Consider the following 18,325-nt stretch of genomic DNA (forward strand, 5'->3'; position numbering starts at 1 on the left):
AATATGGATAGTATCAATAAGAACAAAGTTGTAAAGCGATTGACTTTTTGGGAGAAATTGTATCTTCCAGAAATTGCAAGAGGATTGAAATTGACTTTAAAACAAATGGTTCAACCTAGTTTTACAAGACAATATCCTGAAGAAACATATATACCTGCATCAAATTACCGTGGTCGCCCTGTATTAGTACTTGAAGAATCAGGTGAACGTTGTGTTGCTTGTGGATTATGTGCAAGGGTTTGCCCAGCAATTGCAATTGAAGTTAAAGCTGGTGAAACAACAAAAGAAAAAGAACGTTTCCCAGAATTATTTGAAATTAATATGTTAAGATGTATATTCTGTGGTTATTGTGAAGAAGTTTGTCCTGAAGAAGCTATAGTTATGAGTAAAGAATTTGAACTTGTATTCTCTAAACCAGAGGATGCTATTTATGGAAAGGAAAAATTACTTGTTCCAGTAACTCAATTAAGAGAAAGATTAGAATTTATAAGAGAATATAAATAAAATAATAAATTAACAGTTTAAATTGCTTTTATTGAGATTGTTGAAATTGCATTGATTCCATCTGAATTGTCATTATCTGAGTCTGGTTGAATATTCCCATCTAAATCAGTTGCACGAATTTTTACTAAGTGACTTCCAGGGGAAAGTGTTAAATCAGCTGACCATTTAATCCAAACACCTCTGTAAGGAAAGGTAAAATCTTTATTGTTAATTTGAACCACTTTTACATCATTTGAGATTGATGTTTTAAGCTCAGTTTCAGACATCATTTTAGCAATTTGATATGTTCCATCATCAACTGAAATTTCGATAGCTTTGATACCATTTGAGCCACTTACAGCAAATCCTGATAACCTAACAGCACCAGAAACAACTTGAGCATTTTGAACTGGATATGTCATTCTAGAATTAGTCCTAATAACCCCATCATCAATAAAACCTGCATCTTGATAAGTTCCAAACTCATCATTCTTATCTGTTGCTTCAACTCTTGAAATCCACTTTACATTTTTAAATCCATAACCTTCAAGTACTATAAGCCTAACAGGGAAACCATGTTCAGGGGTTAGCGGTAATCCATTCATTTCATAAACTAAAAGAGGTTGAATTAAATCTTTTGGATTGTTTGCTGAATATAATCTATCGTACTTAATATTGTTTGTAAATGTGTCAGACCCATAAAGTCTAAATCTTTTAGTTTTGGCAGAATCAACTCCAGCTTTGTCAAGAAAAATCTTCAATGGAATTCCTTTCCAAATAGCATTACCAATTAAACCTTGAGTATCATTAGAATCAATTACACATCTAATTGTTTTTAACATTGTAATTGAATTTGATTCTTCGGCAAGTAAATCTGAAAATTTTACTTCAAGTGGTTTCCCAACTAATCCATCAATTTTTAAGACCCAAGAATCTTTGCTAATATCTGGCAATTTCCAATTACTTATAGAAACATCTGCCCCATTTTTATAAAAGAATTTACTGTTAGGAGTGATAAATGAAATTTCTTCACCTAGAGTTAATGGCTCTACAATATTTTTTTCACAAGATTGAATTCCTAAAATTCCAACAACGAATGAGCTAGCTCCTAAAATTGTTAAAAATTTTCTTCTATCCAGATTTAATTCATTCATTATTTATATTGACGATTATAAGTTTGTTACTTTAGTAATTAACAAAATTAATAAATGTTTTTAAAATTAAAGGGTATTAATGTTACTTGATAAATTGGAATAAAATTTATTTTAAAAAAATCAGAAATTAAACTTGAATACAGATATATATTTTTACAAGAATTGAATTATGTTTTTCTAAAAATCCACCAATTATTCCCAATTTCTTCAAGGCAATAATATTCTTCAGGTAGAATAAATGGAAGAAAACCTTTTGGTGAGTATAAAAAACCAGCTATATTTTCATCTCTACCACCAGTTACAAATTGGATTGCATCTTGCTTTTTAAAAATTTTATTAAATCCATAAATTCTCAAATCTCGTAAAATTGATACAATATTTTTAAGTTCTTGATAATCTAATTTGTACTTTTTTGCTTTGCTTTGAAGAGTATCAAATCCCTGCTTTTTTATTCTTTCAGTTGATCTAAGATGAGTTTGAAATTTTTTCTGTGCTTTTTTATCTAATCTGGAATTCATCCATTCAATTGCATCATTTGGCATATCTTCACTAGCATCTTGCCAATCAATTTGTGAACGATTTAACAATACAATCCTATCATCATTTCTAACTAAAGCATTTAAAGAATCATTGCCACTAATTTTTTCTCCTAAGAATTTAAATTTTTCTTGATTCGAATCAAAAATATCTTTTAATTGTTTGTTAGATAATAATGTACCAGATCTTTCACGAACTATAAGCGGTTTTACCATAGGAGGAATTGAAGTATCTTGCTCCATTACTTTCAACATACTATAAAGCTTGATATTTTCAGTTTGAGTTCTAACTTCGCAAATTCTCCATTCATTTTTTTCATTTTTAATACAATAGAAATACCAATCCAAATCAAACCAACCAAAATTCAACATTGAATCAACTGGAGAGGTAGTTTTAATTAATGCTAATGAATCAATAGAAGAAACAGAACAGATGTAATTAATTCCAAATGGATATCCAGGAGGTTGTTTTACCATTCGGCTATCTTCTTTCAAAATTTGTTTAAGAAGTCTACCAGTTGTAAATTTAGATATAGTTTCTGAAGTTGAAACTGTATCATTAATAGATAAGTAATTATTTATTAAATTAAAAAGCTCAATAGAATCTTTTGGGTTTGTAAATGATTTTGATCTACTATGAGCTGGTGTTTGAGCATTGACTATTAAAGTTGTTAAGAAATAAACAACGATTAACAAAGTAACTAGAAAAATTTTACGATTTAAATTTTTAAGCATTTTATAATATTTAAAGTTTATCACTTTTTTACAAAATCTAAATTATATTTTTGAAAGAATAATATGATTAAAATATCTCCAAAAAAATCTTTAGGTCAGCATTTTCTTACAGATAAAAATATCTCACAAAAAATAATAGTTGACTTTGATCCAAAACCAAATGAATATGTAATTGAAATAGGACCAGGCGAAGGATCGCTGACTGGTCTTTTAATAGATTCTGGCTGCAAACTTACGGCAATTGAAATAGATAATCGTGCAGCAGAGTTAATTCGTAAACTTTATGACGAAAAAGTTACGGTTTTAGAACAAGATATTTTGAAAACTGATTTCATAATGTTAACAAAACACTTAAACTGTGAAAAAGTTAGGGTTATTGGTAATATTCCTTACTATATCACTTCAGGAATTATATTCCATATAATTGAATATAGGCAATTTATTACTGACGCAATGTTGATGATGCAAAAAGAAGTTGCAAAAAGGCTTATAGCAAAACCTCGTACAAAAGAATATGGATCAATGTCTATTGCAGTTCAAACTTATTTTAATGTGAAGATATTGTTTCATGTAGGACCAAACTCATTTTTTCCTGCTCCTAAAGTTACATCATCAATTGTTAAATTTACAGTAAAAAAAGAGACTGGGATAGAGGGGTTAGAATCATTGTATGAGAAAATTGTTCAATCTGGATTTAATCAACGTAGAAAGACGCTTAGGAACTCTTTGAATGGTGCAATCCCAGATTTAAAAGTAAGGTTAAAAGCTTTAGATATGGCTTGTATTAAGGAAAATCAAAGGGCTGAAGAACTATCAGTTGTTGATTTTATAAGGTTAACAAAAATCGTAAATGAATTAATTGGAAAATAAGAAAATGATTGTAAAAAAAAAATCTAATAAATTTCTTTCTTTGATTAAAACTTCCTTTTATAGTCATGATTATATGTGCTTTGGAATTGTTTCAATTTATACAATACTAGATTTAATTTTTTTTAAACAAATTAATAACTCGCTAATTGTATTAATTCTCAATTTATTAATACTTATTTCAATAATTCTAATTGCAATTAAACACAACGAATTAAATTCTAAATTAACTTACTTTCTGCATTCATTTTATATTGTACCGGTTTTTTATTTAGGCTATGAACAAATTCATCTTTACATACCTCAAGTTAATTCTAATTGTTATGATCCAGCATTAGCTCAAATTGATAAATACATTTTCGGAGTAAATCCTACTCAATGGATATATCAATTCTCTAACTCAATTTTAACAGAATATCTGCAATGGATGTATTGTTTGTTTCAAATAATTGTTCTTTCAATTGCGGTTGATTTTTATTTACGTAGAGATGATAAAAATTTCAGATTCTATACAATGGTTATTATGTTTGGGTTTTTCTCAAGTTATCTTATTTATTTTCTATTTCCTGCAATAGGACCAAGATTTGAAGTTCATAATTTTTGGGATATAAATAAAGAGTTACCTGGAGTTTGGGCAACACCATTTCTAAGAAATTTTGTTGATAAAGCAAATGGAGTTAAAGTTGGTATGACAGACTTTTTTAAATATGTCAATAAAGATTGTATGGCTAGTGGACACACTATGATGTCATTGCTTGCTGTAATGCTTTCATTCAAACTAAATTCAAAACTAAAATGGTTTATGCTTATTTCAGCATTAAGTATAATTATCTCAACAATTTACCTCCGTTATCATTATACTGTTGACATTATTGCAGGAACAATATTGGCTGTATTTGTATTTATAATGATTCCTTTACTCAATAAATTTTGGATAAAAAAGGGGATTAAAATCTAAATAATTTTAAATATAATTACCGATGAGTTATTGTAAATATGTAAATGCATTACAAAATGAACAAATGAATGTTCATCAAATTTATCATAATACGCAATATGGTTTTCCAATTCAAAATGATGATGAACTTTTTGGTAGATTAATTTTGGAAATTAATCAGGCGGGTTTGAATTGGACAACAATCTTGAATAAACAAGAAAATTTTCGAAAAGCTTATGATAATTTTTCAATAAATCTCATTTCAAATTATACTGAATCAGATTTTGAAAGATTAATAAATGATAAAGGTATTATCAGAAATAGATTGAAAATTAATGCAACAATTTATAATGCACAAATTATAGTTGAATTAATTAAAAAATTCGGTTCATTTAAGAATTGGTTGGATTCTCAAAAATTCATTGAGTTAAAAGGATGGACTAAATTGTTTAAAGATACTTTCAAATTTACTGGTGGTGAAATAGTTAATGAATTTCTTATGAGTACAAATTATTTGCCCGGAGCACATGATATTGATTGTCCAATTTATAATGTAATTGAAAATTTGAATGATTCAATATAATTATTTGTATAAAAAGTTTCTTTACATGTTAGAATAATTTAGATTTTACCTTCCCTTCACTTGGGCTAGATGCTTTTGCATAAAACTTTGTAGGGATGCGTCCAGCAATATAAGCTGATCTTCCAGCTATAACAGCATGTTTCATTGCTTTAGCCATAACAACTGGGTGATGAGCCCCAGATACAGCGGAGTTAAGAAGTACAGCATCTGCACCAATCTCCATTGCTTTAGTAGCATCTGATGCAGTTCCAATTCCAGCATCAATAACAACTGGAATTGATATTTTTTCTCTAATTATTTGAAGATTATAAGGATTTGATAATCCCATTCCAGAGCCAATAGGTGAGGCTAAAGGCATTACAGCAACGCAACCTAAATCTTGTAGTTTCAAACAAGTTACAACATCATCACTACAATAAGGTAGAACCTTGAACCCATCTTTAACCAATTCAGTACATGCTTTTAACAAATGTTCTACATCTGGATAAAGAGTATCTTCATCACCAATAACTTCAACTTTTATAAAATTTGTTTCAAGGGCTTCACGAGCAAGTTGTGCAGTAAAAATAGCTTCTTTTGCTGTATAACATCCTGCAGTGTTAGGTAATAATTTATATTTTGTACGATCAATATAATCTAATATTGATGTTGCAGATTTATCAGTTAAATTCATTCTTCTTATTGAAACTGTAATTAAATCAACATCTGCTTCAATTAATGAATCAACCATTATCTTAGGATTTGGAAATCTACTTGTACCTAAAATTAGTCTTGAGGAAAACAATTCACCTCCAATAAAAAAATTATCTTTTTTAGAAATATGCAAATTACAATTATTGGTTTAAAATTCCGCTAAAGCCAGTAATAAAGATTATGAATATTAAAAATACTGCTAAAAATGCAATAACAACAGATGACACAATCATGATACCTTGATATTTATAGTATTTCCTTAAGTTATCGAATGCATTTTCAAGCTCGTTAGGATTTCTTAAAATTATATAATTTTGTATATTATTAGAAAATTTCAATAAAGGAGAAAAGAGCAAATACATAAACAATAAAGTTAATAGCATTACAAACCCTAAAACACAAAAAATTATTAAGGTCTCTGTATGTCCGAGAAATCCACTAAAATAATTGAAAGCAAATCCTGCTAAAATTATAGTTAATATGTAAAATATCCCTACACCTAAGATTATATATGAATATATCTTTGACCATTTTGAAGCAATACCTAAATCAATAGTTGAGTTTTCATTAATTGATAACCCATTCAATTGATTGTTCAAATTAATTTTTGAAATATCCTCCATTAAGATTTAATATATTTATTAATAATTTGAGTATATGTAAAAATTTTCTCACTGCTATTTTTTAAATCCTGTAATTTATCGGAATTAAAAGAAAGAAATACAATCAAACCAATGATGAAGATAATAGATAACCCAATTCCAACTAGAGCTGTAATTCCTTTAAGTCTAAAACTTTTAGCTAAGTTATTAATTGCTAAAGAAAAGAACTGATTACTAGATGATTTGATTGCTTTTTGAGAATAATCTGAAAACTTATATTCATACATTGATTGATAAATCCCCACTGCACCAATTCCAGCATACAAAATTCCACCTAACAAAGCAAATACTGCTAAAGTTATTGGGCTTACACTACCCCCTAATATTTCTTGAAATTCGTTCATTGAAGATCCGCCTAATAACAATCCTATTCCACCAATGATATATTGCAAAGCACCAAGCATTGAAAATCCAGCTGAGATAAAGCCAATTATAGATAAAAATAAAACCCATTTTCTTGCCTCTTCTAAATAATTTAGACTAAGTATTGTTAATGGAATTTCATTTGAATCCGAATCTAAAAGATTTGTAGAATTTGTTTCTAGCATATTATATTTTATATAAATTACTAAATTAAGGAATTGATAGTAGATTTTATTTAAAGTAAAGAAAATAATTATTTCTAAAACTTGTTATTAAAAAAATGTAATTTTAATAAAAAGAATTTGATTATAAAAAAAAAGTCATGTATTATACATGACTTTTAATAAACTATTTGAACTTAATTTTTAATATACTCGTAATGATCTTGTAAATCTTTTCTTAAAGCAATTACAGCATATCTTTTTCTTGCTAAGAGAGTGTTAATATTCTCACCCGTTTCATCAGCCATTTCTCTAAATGTTCTACCTTCAAGTTCGTTTTTTTCAAAAGCATATCTTTGTTCATCAGGCAATTTATGAAGTGCTTTTTCTAAATCTAATCTTATTGCTTGTCTAGTATAGCTTCTTTCAGGATTAAAAGAATTATCAATTAATAAACTATCAAAAAATACTTCTGAGTCTTCATCTTTAACTAAATCACTGAAACTTGTAGTTTTTTTCTTTCTGTACCAATCAATAATTTTATTTTTTACAGATGCAAATACCCAAGCACCAATGTTTTCTATTTTATTGTTGGTATCTTTTGCTGCAAGCACATTTGTTAAAACATCTTGCAAAATATCTTCAGCATCTTCTTTGGAACGTACTCTTTCACGTATGAAACTTAACAATTTACTTCTATCCTTACGAAACAAATTCTCTATTTGAAGTGTTATGTCCATTTTATTATTTTTTGCTTAAACGGTGATTGAATTTGATTGAAAAATAAATTTAACTTTGAATTGTGAGACACAATTTTTGTGCCATGTAACTTTAATTTCTAAAATAAAATTGAATGTAAGACAATATGACATTTAACCAAAATATCGATTGATAATGTCAGGTTGTCAAGACAAAATTACCTAATTAATTAGACTTCTAGAAATTACAATCTTTTGAATCTCAGATGTACCTTCTCCTATAGTTAACAACTTTGCATCTCTATAATATTTTTCAACAGGATATTCTTTTATGTAGCCATATCCTCCATGTATTTGGAGTGCTTCTGTAGCACACTTGCAAGCTGTTTCACTTGCAAAATACTTTGCTTTTGCAGCAGAAATAGCGTAATCTTGTCCATTATCTCTCATATAAGCAGCTTGATAAGTCAACAATCTAGAAGCTTCAATATCAGTTGCCATTGAAGCAAGTTTAAACTGAATGCCTTGGTTTTCAATAATGGCTTTGCCAAACTGTCTTCTTTCTTTTGCATATTTTAATGCTGCTTCAAAAGCACCTTGAGCCAAACCAACCGATAAGGCTGCAATTGAAATTCTTCCTCCATCTAAAATTTGTAATGCTTGTTTAAATCCTTCTCCAACATTTCCTATTAAGTTATTTAATGGAACTCGAACATCTTCAAGCACTAAAGAGGATGTATCTGAGCACCTCATACCCAATTTATTTTCTTTCTTAGTAGCATAAAAACCTTTCATACTTTTATCAACAACGAATGCTGAGATTCCATTTGCTTTTTTTTCTTTATCAGTAACTGCCATAATCACCGCTACATTTCCAACTGATCCATGAGTTATAAAGTTTTTAGAGCCATTAATAACCCACTCATTTCCATCTTGAATTGCAAAAGTAAGAGTACCACCAGCATCAGAACCACTGCCAGGCTCTGTTAATCCCCATGCTCCCATAGTTTCACCTTTTGAAAGCATTGGAACATACTTTTGTCTTAGCTCTTCACTTCCAAATCGATTAATATGACCAGTACATAATCCATTATGTGCAGCTACACCTAATCCTATAGATGGGTCAACTCTTCCAATCTCCTCAACTATTATAGCATATTCCATGTATCCTAATCCTGATCCACCAAGTTCTGGTTGTACAGTTATTCCTAAGAATCCGAGTTCAGCCATTTTTTTAAATATCTGAGTTGGAAATTCTTGAGATTCATCAAATTCCATAACAAATGGTTTAATCTCAGATTCTGCAAAATCACGAGCCATTTGTTTAATTGAATTTTGCTCTTCATTAAGTGAAGTGCTATATATTTCTGTTGAAAAATCGTTCACTAATTTGTATTAATAATTTTTCACAAAATTAACATTATAATATAATGAACAAGAAAAAATGTTAAATTTTAAGTTACATATAAATTAATTTCCACCACTTCTAATTTTAGTTATAGCCCCTTTTTGTTCATAAGTACTTTCATTGACTTCTAATCTTAACCTATAAAAATAAACTCCATTTGGTACCTGAACTCCATCTTCATCTCTACCATTCCACCAAATTTCATGATATCCTAAAGATGTAGGAAGCCCAGTCCCACCTTTGTAAAATCCAGTTATTCCAGATACAGGAGTTTCGTTAGGGTAATTAAATGTTTTTATTAACCTACCAGAAGTAGTAAACAGTTTTAGTTCAACTGTAGAAGCAGGTGTTGAGCCCTGTAATTCATATCCGAAAAACAATTCTCTATTAAAAGGATTTGGGAAAGTACCTAACATAACAAGTTTTACTTCTTCATTTACTTCAAATGTTTCACATACATTTGTTATATTACCTAATCTATCCTGAACTTCTATACAGACATTATGATTACCCTCAGTAAATTTTGGTTCCAATTTAATATTCGAGGATACTGGAGTTATAGTAGAATCTAAATAAACAAAATCTTGATTAAAATTCAATTGTTTACCATCAATTGTTACTTTTAAAGTTCCAGGGTTTGTATTTATTCCAGAAGGATCTGTGACTAAAATCCCAATGTTAGGACTGGAAGGAATTGGTGTGCCTTTGATATACGCTTGACCATCAATATTAAATTTAACTAATGGTCCTTTAGAATCCCACTCTGTAGCTACTGCAAAAATACCATTTAATGGTATTTTTGCTGAGATAGTCCCTTCAGAGATAGATCTAGTAGTTTCATACCCTAACCATAACTTAGTAACTGAATCGTATCTTACAATCCTTGAGTTATAAAAAGATGTGTCAGCTTTATAAACACTTAATGTTATAATTCCCTCTGTATTGTTATCTGATTCATTTTTAGTAATTATTCTAAGAGCTTGAGTATTTATAGCATCAGTTCCAACTTTTAAAAACCTCCATTTTTGTTGAGTAATTGGAAGGTCTTTAAAAATAGATATAGTTGTTACACCATTTATTTTAATATTATTTTGTGGAATAATTAAATTTCCAATGTTTTGAAAACTAAATTTTGTAGGCAAAATACCATCAGTAGAGTAACCTAAATTTTGAATAAACCCCATTCCACAAATATCAACTAAATTAAATGCAGAATCATTTGTAGAATAAGTGTTATTGTAAATTGTATCAGACTCAGGTATAAAAGATACTTGTACAACTCTTTCAAGTGGTGGTAAATTTAATAAGTTAGGAAGTTCAACTTTTATAGAATCTCTAGCTGGAATTGAAATTTTACCTGTATAAATTAAAGTATCTGTAAGTAAATTACTATATAACAAATTTTGAGAAACTCCATTACCTGGCAATGATGATTTAATTTTTACATTGATTAAACCATTCTTCATATCCAAATCCCCCCAATTATAAAAGTAAAAGGAAAGTTTACCCCCCCTGATTGTTGAACTATATCCGATGGTTTCATTTACAATTGCACCAAATTTTAGTTCATCGGGCTGAGTATATTTTTCTCTAGTTCTATCTTCAGGAGTTAATGCAATTGCAGATGGATCTGCTCCACCACTAACTACAAAGAATTTTTCAGATTGGGTTGAAGAACCTAATACTTTTGGAGTTACTGCAATAATCAAACCATTTTGAATATAATTTGCAGGAATCGGGTCACTTCTCCATAATCCAACACTAATTTGATTTAGATTACTAACTTGATCTAAAATCATTCTATTTTTAGAGTTTACAATTAAAACTCCTAAGCCTAAAAATTTATTATCACCTGTTGCTTTTACATCAAATTGTATGGGAACACCTGCTCTAAGTTCTCCATTTGGTTTAATAGAAATCAAATTAGGGGTATTTATTCCATATCTAATAGTACCGGTTGCTGTTCTTCCTGATTCGTCATAAGCATAGACTCTAATTCCAATATATCTTCCTTGATAACCTGATGGAACAATCCCTTTAGCAGTAAAATTTTTAGAATTTGAAGTTGTTAATGAAAATGTTTCTGGTAAATTAATTTCTGTTGTATCAAACAAAGAAACATAGATGTTACTTGGTAAAAATGGAAAATTCACTATTGCAGATATTTCTTCTCCTTGATTTACAATTTGTTTTGTTGGATATAAGTCTAAAATATCTTGTGCATGATCTAAAGGGTGAGAAGGATCACCAAAAATTGAATACATTGCACAAATAACCGAAGGAATAAAAGTACTATCATATTGTTGTCCTCGATATGCAGCGAAGTATCTTGCCTTTGCTATTGAAACAACTTGAGCAAACGGTAAATTTCTATAAGATGGGTTATTTAAAACACTAAATAAAGCTATAGCTAAGTAAGCATTGTTGTCTCTAAAGCTATATCCAGCTGCTCCCAACCCATTTAATGCACCTGTTTTTGATTGAGTCATTAATGCTGTCATCATACCTTGCTCAGGGTTGGGGGTATAATTGCCAGTAAAGCAAGAAAAACTCAAAACAGCAGGCATTTTATTTGCATTAGTTAACTCTGAGACTCTTTTTGGTGTAAAATAATTAGCATCTTCCCATTGCCCCCCCCCTCCATGACCAAGATAACTTACAATTGAAGCTGATTCTTTGTTTAAAAAGTCCATAAAATTTGACCCAGGAATAAATCTTGAACTCCTTTTAACAGAATCTGTAAAGAATCGAACTGGCTCACTAAAATTATCTGCTTCACCTAAGTCTAAAATTTGAGTTACATTTTTTTCAAAGATACTTTTCTTTTTTTCATCAGAACCGACCACAAAAACAGATCTACCCCTCCATAGTTCTTTATTTTGAGTTTTTTCTTGAGAAATAAATTTTTCAATATAATTCTTGATTCCAATAATTGAACCTACTGATATTCTTGAAAAATAAACTTCCGCAACAAAATCATTAATTAATGAATATTTTCTAGGAGAATATATTCCAACACTTCCTTGACTAATAACAGTTTTACCCTTAATGCATCCATAAAGGTAATCACATGTTGTTGCTCCAAATTCTAAAGTTTGGTATGAGATGCTCGGGACATAATTATGTTCTTCATAAAAAGTTCTAAGATCTAAATCTTTAATATATTGAGGAGTTAAAGGTTCACCACAGCTAGCAATTAATACATATTTCAAAGGGGTTTTCCAATTTTCATAAGCATATTCTGTAAATCTTTGAATTGCTTCAGGAGAGACTACCCCCCCATTAAACTCATCATAAATATCAGTTGCTCTAACAACATTAACATTGAATTTTTGATTAGTTTTTTTATAGTCAGCAAATATATTTAAAGGATGATTTGGATTATTGATATTAATATAATCTGATGTAGAGTCATCTACAATAATTACATAATTAAAATCATTTTCTGAATTCTTAAGATACCTAGAAGTATCTTTTTGCATTATAGGTTTCGGAATTGATTTTTCAGTAATTGCATAAAATTGTTCTTTATCAGTTGAAGAATAAGCTTGAAAATATGCTTCAAATGTGTTTGCTGATGTATCAGATAAAGTAGGTTCATTTCGAATAGACAAATTTATTAACCTAGAAATACCTTTTCTATAAATTCTAATATCTGGTTTAGTAAATTTTCTAATAGTGAAATTATAATACTTTGATCCACTCTCCCTAGGTGTTGTAAAAGTTAAAGAGTCATGCCAAGCATAGTACTTCCTTTGATAACCAATATCAAACCAATTGAGATAAAAAGCTTCAATAGAAGCTGTGTCGATAGGTTGATTAACTATTCCAATTCTGCTTTTACCATCTGGATTTAGAATTCTACTTGTTGGTTGTTTGATAGCATTATTTACAAATGATTTATTTGTATCAGAACTTGAAATGAATGGTTGGTCACCTTTGAACTTTGCATCTAATATTTTGGATGTATATTCTGGAGTACCAATAAATGTTTCAACCTTATGCAACATCCTTGGTGGTTGATCTCTTCTTTCACCTTCAATAGAAGTACCTCTTAATGATAATATAATTTTAATTAGATCATCACCAAATTGATCAGGAGAAGGTAAAATTAAACTATCAAAAATGAATTGAGTTCCTTTCTCAATTTTTGTCCACATGATTCTATCATTATCATCACTGTAAGAATTGATGTTAGAATTTGGGAATTTATTAGCTTTTTCATTATTAATCTCAAAATGAAGGAAGCTAGTAAATGAGCTTTGAGCCTGGCCTAAATCTACAATAGTTAATGTACGACCAGAATCAACGGATGGTCTTGTTCTAACTTCAGCATTTTCATCAATAATTCTCAATCCTTTAGCCCCCCCCCAAGTAAAAAAATAAACGTTGAATTTTGTATAGTTACTTGTTTTTATATCACTTGAAAGTCCTTGAAATTTAGGTCTATATTGTTCTCCAAAAAATTCAATAAAATCATTTGTTTCAACGTTTAAAACACCATCACCTTTATCATCAATATAAATTGGTAATTCAATATTATCATTGTATAACTTTAAGGAATTGGTTTTTAAATCTGAAATTGGAATACCTAAATTTTTTAAATCTAAAGCTGTTACCCTATAAATATTATCTTTATTTATAGAAAATTTATATTCATAGCCATCTGGAGCAACATTTTTTCTGATTGAATTTGATTGTAATTTTGCAGAAAATCTATTATTCTTATTTATAAAGTATTCAGATTCATTCCCAAATTCAGGGTTTGCGAAAAATTTTTTATCAATTTCTATTTTTGAATCAATCTTTAAAACTATTTTTTTAGCATAAAGTATAGATTTTTTATTTGGCAAATACCTATAAGGATGTATTATCACAGAACTTACTGGAAGATTTCCCATAATTCCAGCATAACTTAAATTTACCCAATCATTTAGATAACCATTGTTATTTATTATCTGTTTATCAAATATTATCTCATCAATACAAGGAATTTCATAAGATTCTAAACTTTCGATTGAAATATTGCTAGATTCACAACTAATTTCTCTAATAAATGAACAAAGCTCAATTCCAAATGTATTAATTTTATCCAATCCTTTAGGAGATCTTACAGATTTGTTTAAATGACCATTTGTTAAAACTGGAGAATCAAATGAATATTCTAGTTTAATAGATTTATCTGATATTAATGTTACAGCAGACTTAAGGGAATTTATTGAAATTGTAGGTTTTTCAATTTGTTGGATTTGACAATACAAAGAATTTGAGCAAAATACTAGGCTCTGAATTGCAGTAATTAAAAGAAAACATTCTTTTGTAAAACTAAAATTAACTTTTAACATATAAAATAATACTAAATAATTTCAGTCAATTTTAATAACTTAATGTTAGTTTATATTGATGAATTAATTGTAAATGTGATTGATAATAATTTTAACAAAATTAGAAATGTTAAAATGCTATAAAAAAGAGGTGTAAAACAAAACAGGGATAAATTCTCTGTTCATATTAGACACCTCAAATTAAGTTATGTAATTAAATAAAAAAAATAGAAATTATTTAATGTAAAAATTGCGATATACTTAGTAATTATTCACGACCATGACAATTTTTATATTTCTTGCCACTGCCACAAAAACAAGTGTCATTTCTTCCAATTTTTTTCTCATCTCTTACAAAAGTTTTTTTCTGTTGATCAATGGTATTTGCTGTAATTACAGTAGAATCTATGTCATCACTATTAGCAATCATACCCAATCCAGTTGTATTTGCATGAGTAAATTGTAATTGAGCACCAGAAGTTACATTCTTTCTATTATTATTTAATGCTTTTTGAATAGTTAGTCTTTGTGCGTCTTCCGCTCTTTTTCTATCTTCATTAGATTGAGATTCTGGAAAATATTTAAATGCAGTTGCAATTACTTCAAGATTTATATCTCCAATCATTTGAGAGAATAAAATAAATGCTTCTTTTTTATATTCTAATAAAGGATCTTTTTGACCATAAGCTCTTAAATAAATACCTTCTTTCATGTCATCCATTTCACGAAGATGTTCTCTCCATCTATCATCAATAGTATTAAGAACTGCATACTTCTCTAACTGAACCATATAATCCAAACCAAGCTGTTCTTCTTTTCTATGATAAAAATTATGAGCAATTTCTATAATCCCTTCTTTTAATTTATCTTTACTTAGGTTTTTAGCTTGATCATCAGTAATCTCTATATCAATTAGAAGCCTAGTTCTAAGTTCATCTCTTAAAATTGAGATTGAATCTGGAAAATGAGCATCAATTAAATCTTCCACAAATTCCTCAACATATTCTAAAATCTCTCCTTTTAATCGTTCTCCAAACAAAGCGTGTCTTCTTCGGTCATAAATAACTTCTCTTTGTTGATTCATTACATTATCATATTCGAGAAGCCTTTTTCTAATAGCAAAATTATTTTCTTCTACTTTTTTCTGAGCTCTTTCAACTGATTTATTTAACATAGGGCTTTCAAGTGTTTCCTCAGCTGCACCAAATCTTTCCATAATTGAAGTAATTCTATCACCACCAAAAAGTCTCATTAAATCATCTTCTAAAGAAATAAAAAATTGTGAAGCACCAGGATCGCCTTGTCTTCCAGCTCTACCTCTTAACTGCCTATCTATACGTCTAGATTCATGTCTTTCAGTTCCAAGGATAAACAAGCCACCCGCTTCCTTTACTCCTGGTCCTAATTTAATATCAGTACCACGACCAGCCATATTTGTTGCAATTGTAACAGATCCTTTTTGTCCTGCAGCAGTTACAATTTCAGCCTCTTTTTGATGTTGTTTAGCATTTAAAACTGAATGAGGAATTTGCGACATTCTAAGCATTCTGCTAATAGTTTCTGATACCTCCACATTTGTTGTACCAACTAAAACTGGTTGACCTTTAGATCTACATTCTTGGACTTTGTCAATAACAGCTAGATATTTAGCCCTTTTAGTTCTTAAAATAAGATCATTCGAATCTTTACGAGAAATATCTCTGTTAGTTGGAATAACAACAACATCCAATTTGTAAATTTCACCGAATTCACCTTCTTCAGTCTCAGCAGTACCAGTCATACCAGCCAACTTTTTATATAATCTAAAATAGTTTTGAATAGTAACTGTTGCAAAAGTTTGAGTATCTTCCTGAACAGTTACGCTTTCTTTTGCTTCAATTGCTTGATGAAGCCCTTCAGAGTATCTACGCCCTTCAAGAATACGTCCAGTAAATGTATCAACAATTTTAATCTTGTTATCTTGTACAACATATTCAACATCTTTTTCATAAAGTGAATATGCCCTTAACAATTGAGAAACAATATGTACTCTTTCTGATCTTTCAGAATATTGCATCATAAGTTTATCTCTTTTTATTTGTTTGTCCTCTTTTGATTCATCACTTCCTTCAAGCATACTCAATTCGGTCGCCAAATCTGGAAGGGTAAACATCTCTATATCCTCACCACCAGACGCTATTGCATGCCTCCCTTTATCACTCATATCAATAGAATGATTTTTTTCATCAATTGAATAATATAATTCATCATCAATTTCATGCATTCTTGCTTGTTTGTCTCTTAAAAAGTCATTTTCGGTAATTTCAACCAATCTCCTTGCAGCAGGATCCTGCAACATCTTTGATAATTTATTGCTTTTAGGAGCACCTCTTCTAGCTCTAAATAAATAGATTCCGGCTTGTTCTACCTCTTTTTTATCTGTTGAATGAATTAATTTTTCAGCCTCGGCAACCATAGTAGCAACTTCTTTAGTTTGAAGTGATACAAGCCTATCAACTCTTGCCCTCATTTGAACGAATGCATCATCATTTGAAGTACCAACAGGACCAGAAATTATTAATGGTGTTCTTGCCTCATCAATTAAAACAGAGTCTACTTCATCAACTATGGCATAATTATACCCCCTTTGAACCATATCTTTTACATCTGAAACCATGTTATCTCTAAGATAATCAAAACCAAATTCATTATTAGTTCCAAATGTAATATCACAATCATATTCTTTTTTACGTTGTTCTGGCCTCATATTAGATTGAATACAACCAACTTTTAACCCTAAGTACTCATAAATTGGACCCATCCATTCGCTATCTCTTTTGGCAAGGTAATCATTAACAGTTATAATATGTAAACCTTTGCCTGCAATTGCATTTAAATATGTTGGTAAAGTGGCAACTAAAGTTTTTCCTTCACCTGTAGCCATTTCAGCAATTTTACCTTGATGAAGTACTATTCCTCCAATTAACTGAACATCATAATGAACCATATCCCATTTAATAATTCCACCAGATGATTCCCATTCTTTTCCAACATGTCTTCTACATGTTTCTTTTACAACTGCGAATGCTTCAGGAAGAATTTCAGCTAGAACTTCTTGAATAGTTTCATAAATATTTTTTTCTAAATCTGTAATATCCTCTAATATTATTTCTCTTTCATTTGAGCTTAAATCTTTTTTAAGTTCCTCTCGTTGTTGAGCTAATTTTGCCTCATCCTCAGAAATTGCTTTGTTTATTCGACCTCTAAACTCATTAGTTTTTTCTCGTAGATCTTCATCACTTAAAGATTTGTACTCTTCGAAAAATTCATTTATTTCTTTGACTATTGGCTTTAACAATTCAACATCACGCTTCTTTTTAGAACCGAAAACATTTTCAATTAATTTTTTTAACATAAAATTTGTATCCTTAAATAATAACTATTTTAACATTGATTAGAAATATTGTTATACTACATTCGATTTGGGAATTTATATGGACAACAATTGTGCCAAATATCTTGAATATTAATACTCAATTACGCAAAATAGCTAAGGTATAAAGACCTTGCAAATAATAATAAAAAATCTAATTGATTTTTGCCCCTGAAATACTGGGTTCGGCTTACAAAAAAAGCTAGATTATATAATTAATGAAATTATATTGTAAGTGTATAATTCAATATAAATTTGATTTCACAAATTATTGATCTTAAATTTTTTTTGGTGGTTATTATGTACAAC

At 29.3% G+C, this 18,325-nt stretch carries 13 protein-coding genes; 4 read left to right on the forward strand and 9 right to left on the reverse strand.

What is annotated here, in order from left to right; genetic code table 11:
• The first annotated feature begins 3 nt into the window (after nt 1-3).
• Nucleotides 4-504, forward strand: a complete 501-nt coding sequence (locus IPP08_00305) for an NADH-quinone oxidoreductase subunit I (protein QQS66656.1) — start codon at nt 4-6, stop codon at nt 502-504.
• Nucleotides 505-521: 17 nt separating this feature from the next.
• Here the strand turns inward: IPP08_00305 and IPP08_00310 are convergent, their stop codons facing one another.
• Both IPP08_00310 and IPP08_00315 read right to left on the reverse strand, forming a co-directional pair.
• Nucleotides 522-1,637: a molybdopterin-dependent oxidoreductase gene (locus tag IPP08_00310; protein QQS66657.1), complete on the reverse strand. Its 1,116-nt coding sequence runs from the start codon at nt 1,635-1,637 to the stop codon at nt 522-524.
• Nucleotides 1,638-1,804: 167 nt separating this feature from the next.
• Nucleotides 1,805-2,908, reverse strand: coding sequence for a hypothetical protein (locus tag IPP08_00315; GenBank protein ID QQS66658.1), 1,104 nt, complete (start codon nt 2,906-2,908; stop codon nt 1,805-1,807).
• A 63-nt stretch (nt 2,909-2,971) separates the two neighbouring features.
• Between IPP08_00315 and rsmA the strand changes: the two genes are divergently transcribed.
• Genes rsmA through IPP08_00330 form a run of 3 tightly spaced genes read left to right on the forward strand, consistent with a single transcriptional unit; the run spans nt 2,972 to nt 5,295 of the window.
• Entirely contained in the window at nt 2,972-3,778 is an 807-nt protein-coding gene (gene rsmA, locus IPP08_00320) for a ribosomal RNA small subunit methyltransferase A (GenBank protein ID QQS66659.1), read from the forward strand.
• A 4-nt stretch (nt 3,779-3,782) separates the two neighbouring features.
• The gene (locus tag IPP08_00325) at nt 3,783-4,733 is read left to right on the forward strand and encodes a phosphatase PAP2 family protein (protein ID QQS66660.1); all 951 of its coding nucleotides are present in this window, start codon (nt 3,783-3,785) and stop codon (nt 4,731-4,733) included.
• 22 nt (nt 4,734-4,755) lie between these two features.
• The gene (locus tag IPP08_00330; protein QQS66661.1) at nt 4,756-5,295 is read left to right on the forward strand and encodes a DNA-3-methyladenine glycosylase I; all 540 of its coding nucleotides are present in this window, start codon (nt 4,756-4,758) and stop codon (nt 5,293-5,295) included.
• A gap of 28 nt (nt 5,296-5,323) precedes the next feature.
• Here IPP08_00330 and IPP08_00335 read toward each other — a convergent pair whose 3' ends face one another.
• The 7 genes from IPP08_00335 to secA all read right to left on the reverse strand — a co-directional run bounded on the left by IPP08_00335 (nt 5,324) and on the right by secA (nt 17,998).
• Nucleotides 5,324-6,091, reverse strand: coding sequence for a thiazole synthase (locus IPP08_00335; protein ID QQS67800.1), 768 nt, complete (start codon nt 6,089-6,091; stop codon nt 5,324-5,326).
• A gap of 37 nt (nt 6,092-6,128) precedes the next feature.
• The gene (locus IPP08_00340; GenBank protein QQS66662.1) at nt 6,129-6,611 is read right to left on the reverse strand and encodes a hypothetical protein; all 483 of its coding nucleotides are present in this window, start codon (nt 6,609-6,611) and stop codon (nt 6,129-6,131) included.
• Nucleotides 6,611-7,198 (reverse strand): hypothetical protein, encoded by a 588-nt coding sequence (locus IPP08_00345; GenBank protein ID QQS66663.1) that lies wholly within the window; start codon nt 7,196-7,198, stop codon nt 6,611-6,613. The genes IPP08_00340 and IPP08_00345 overlap by 1 nt, the downstream gene beginning before the upstream one ends.
• A gap of 173 nt (nt 7,199-7,371) precedes the next feature.
• On the reverse strand, nt 7,372-7,914 hold the full coding sequence (locus tag IPP08_00350) for a sigma-70 family RNA polymerase sigma factor (GenBank protein QQS66664.1): 543 nt from the start codon (nt 7,912-7,914) through the stop codon (nt 7,372-7,374).
• A gap of 180 nt (nt 7,915-8,094) precedes the next feature.
• Nucleotides 8,095-9,192: an acyl-CoA dehydrogenase family protein gene (locus IPP08_00355; GenBank protein QQS67801.1), complete on the reverse strand. Its 1,098-nt coding sequence runs from the start codon at nt 9,190-9,192 to the stop codon at nt 8,095-8,097.
• 150 nt (nt 9,193-9,342) lie between these two features.
• Nucleotides 9,343-14,625 (reverse strand): hypothetical protein, encoded by a 5,283-nt coding sequence (locus tag IPP08_00360; GenBank protein QQS66665.1) that lies wholly within the window; start codon nt 14,623-14,625, stop codon nt 9,343-9,345.
• Nucleotides 14,626-14,872: 247 nt separating this feature from the next.
• Nucleotides 14,873-17,998: a preprotein translocase subunit SecA gene (secA, locus tag IPP08_00365; GenBank protein ID QQS66666.1), complete on the reverse strand. Its 3,126-nt coding sequence runs from the start codon at nt 17,996-17,998 to the stop codon at nt 14,873-14,875.
• Between the last annotated feature and the right edge of the window lie 327 nt (nt 17,999-18,325).

Source organism: Chlorobiota bacterium (assembly GCA_016700335.1).
Lineage (GTDB): Bacteria > Bacteroidota > Ignavibacteria > OLB7 > OLB7.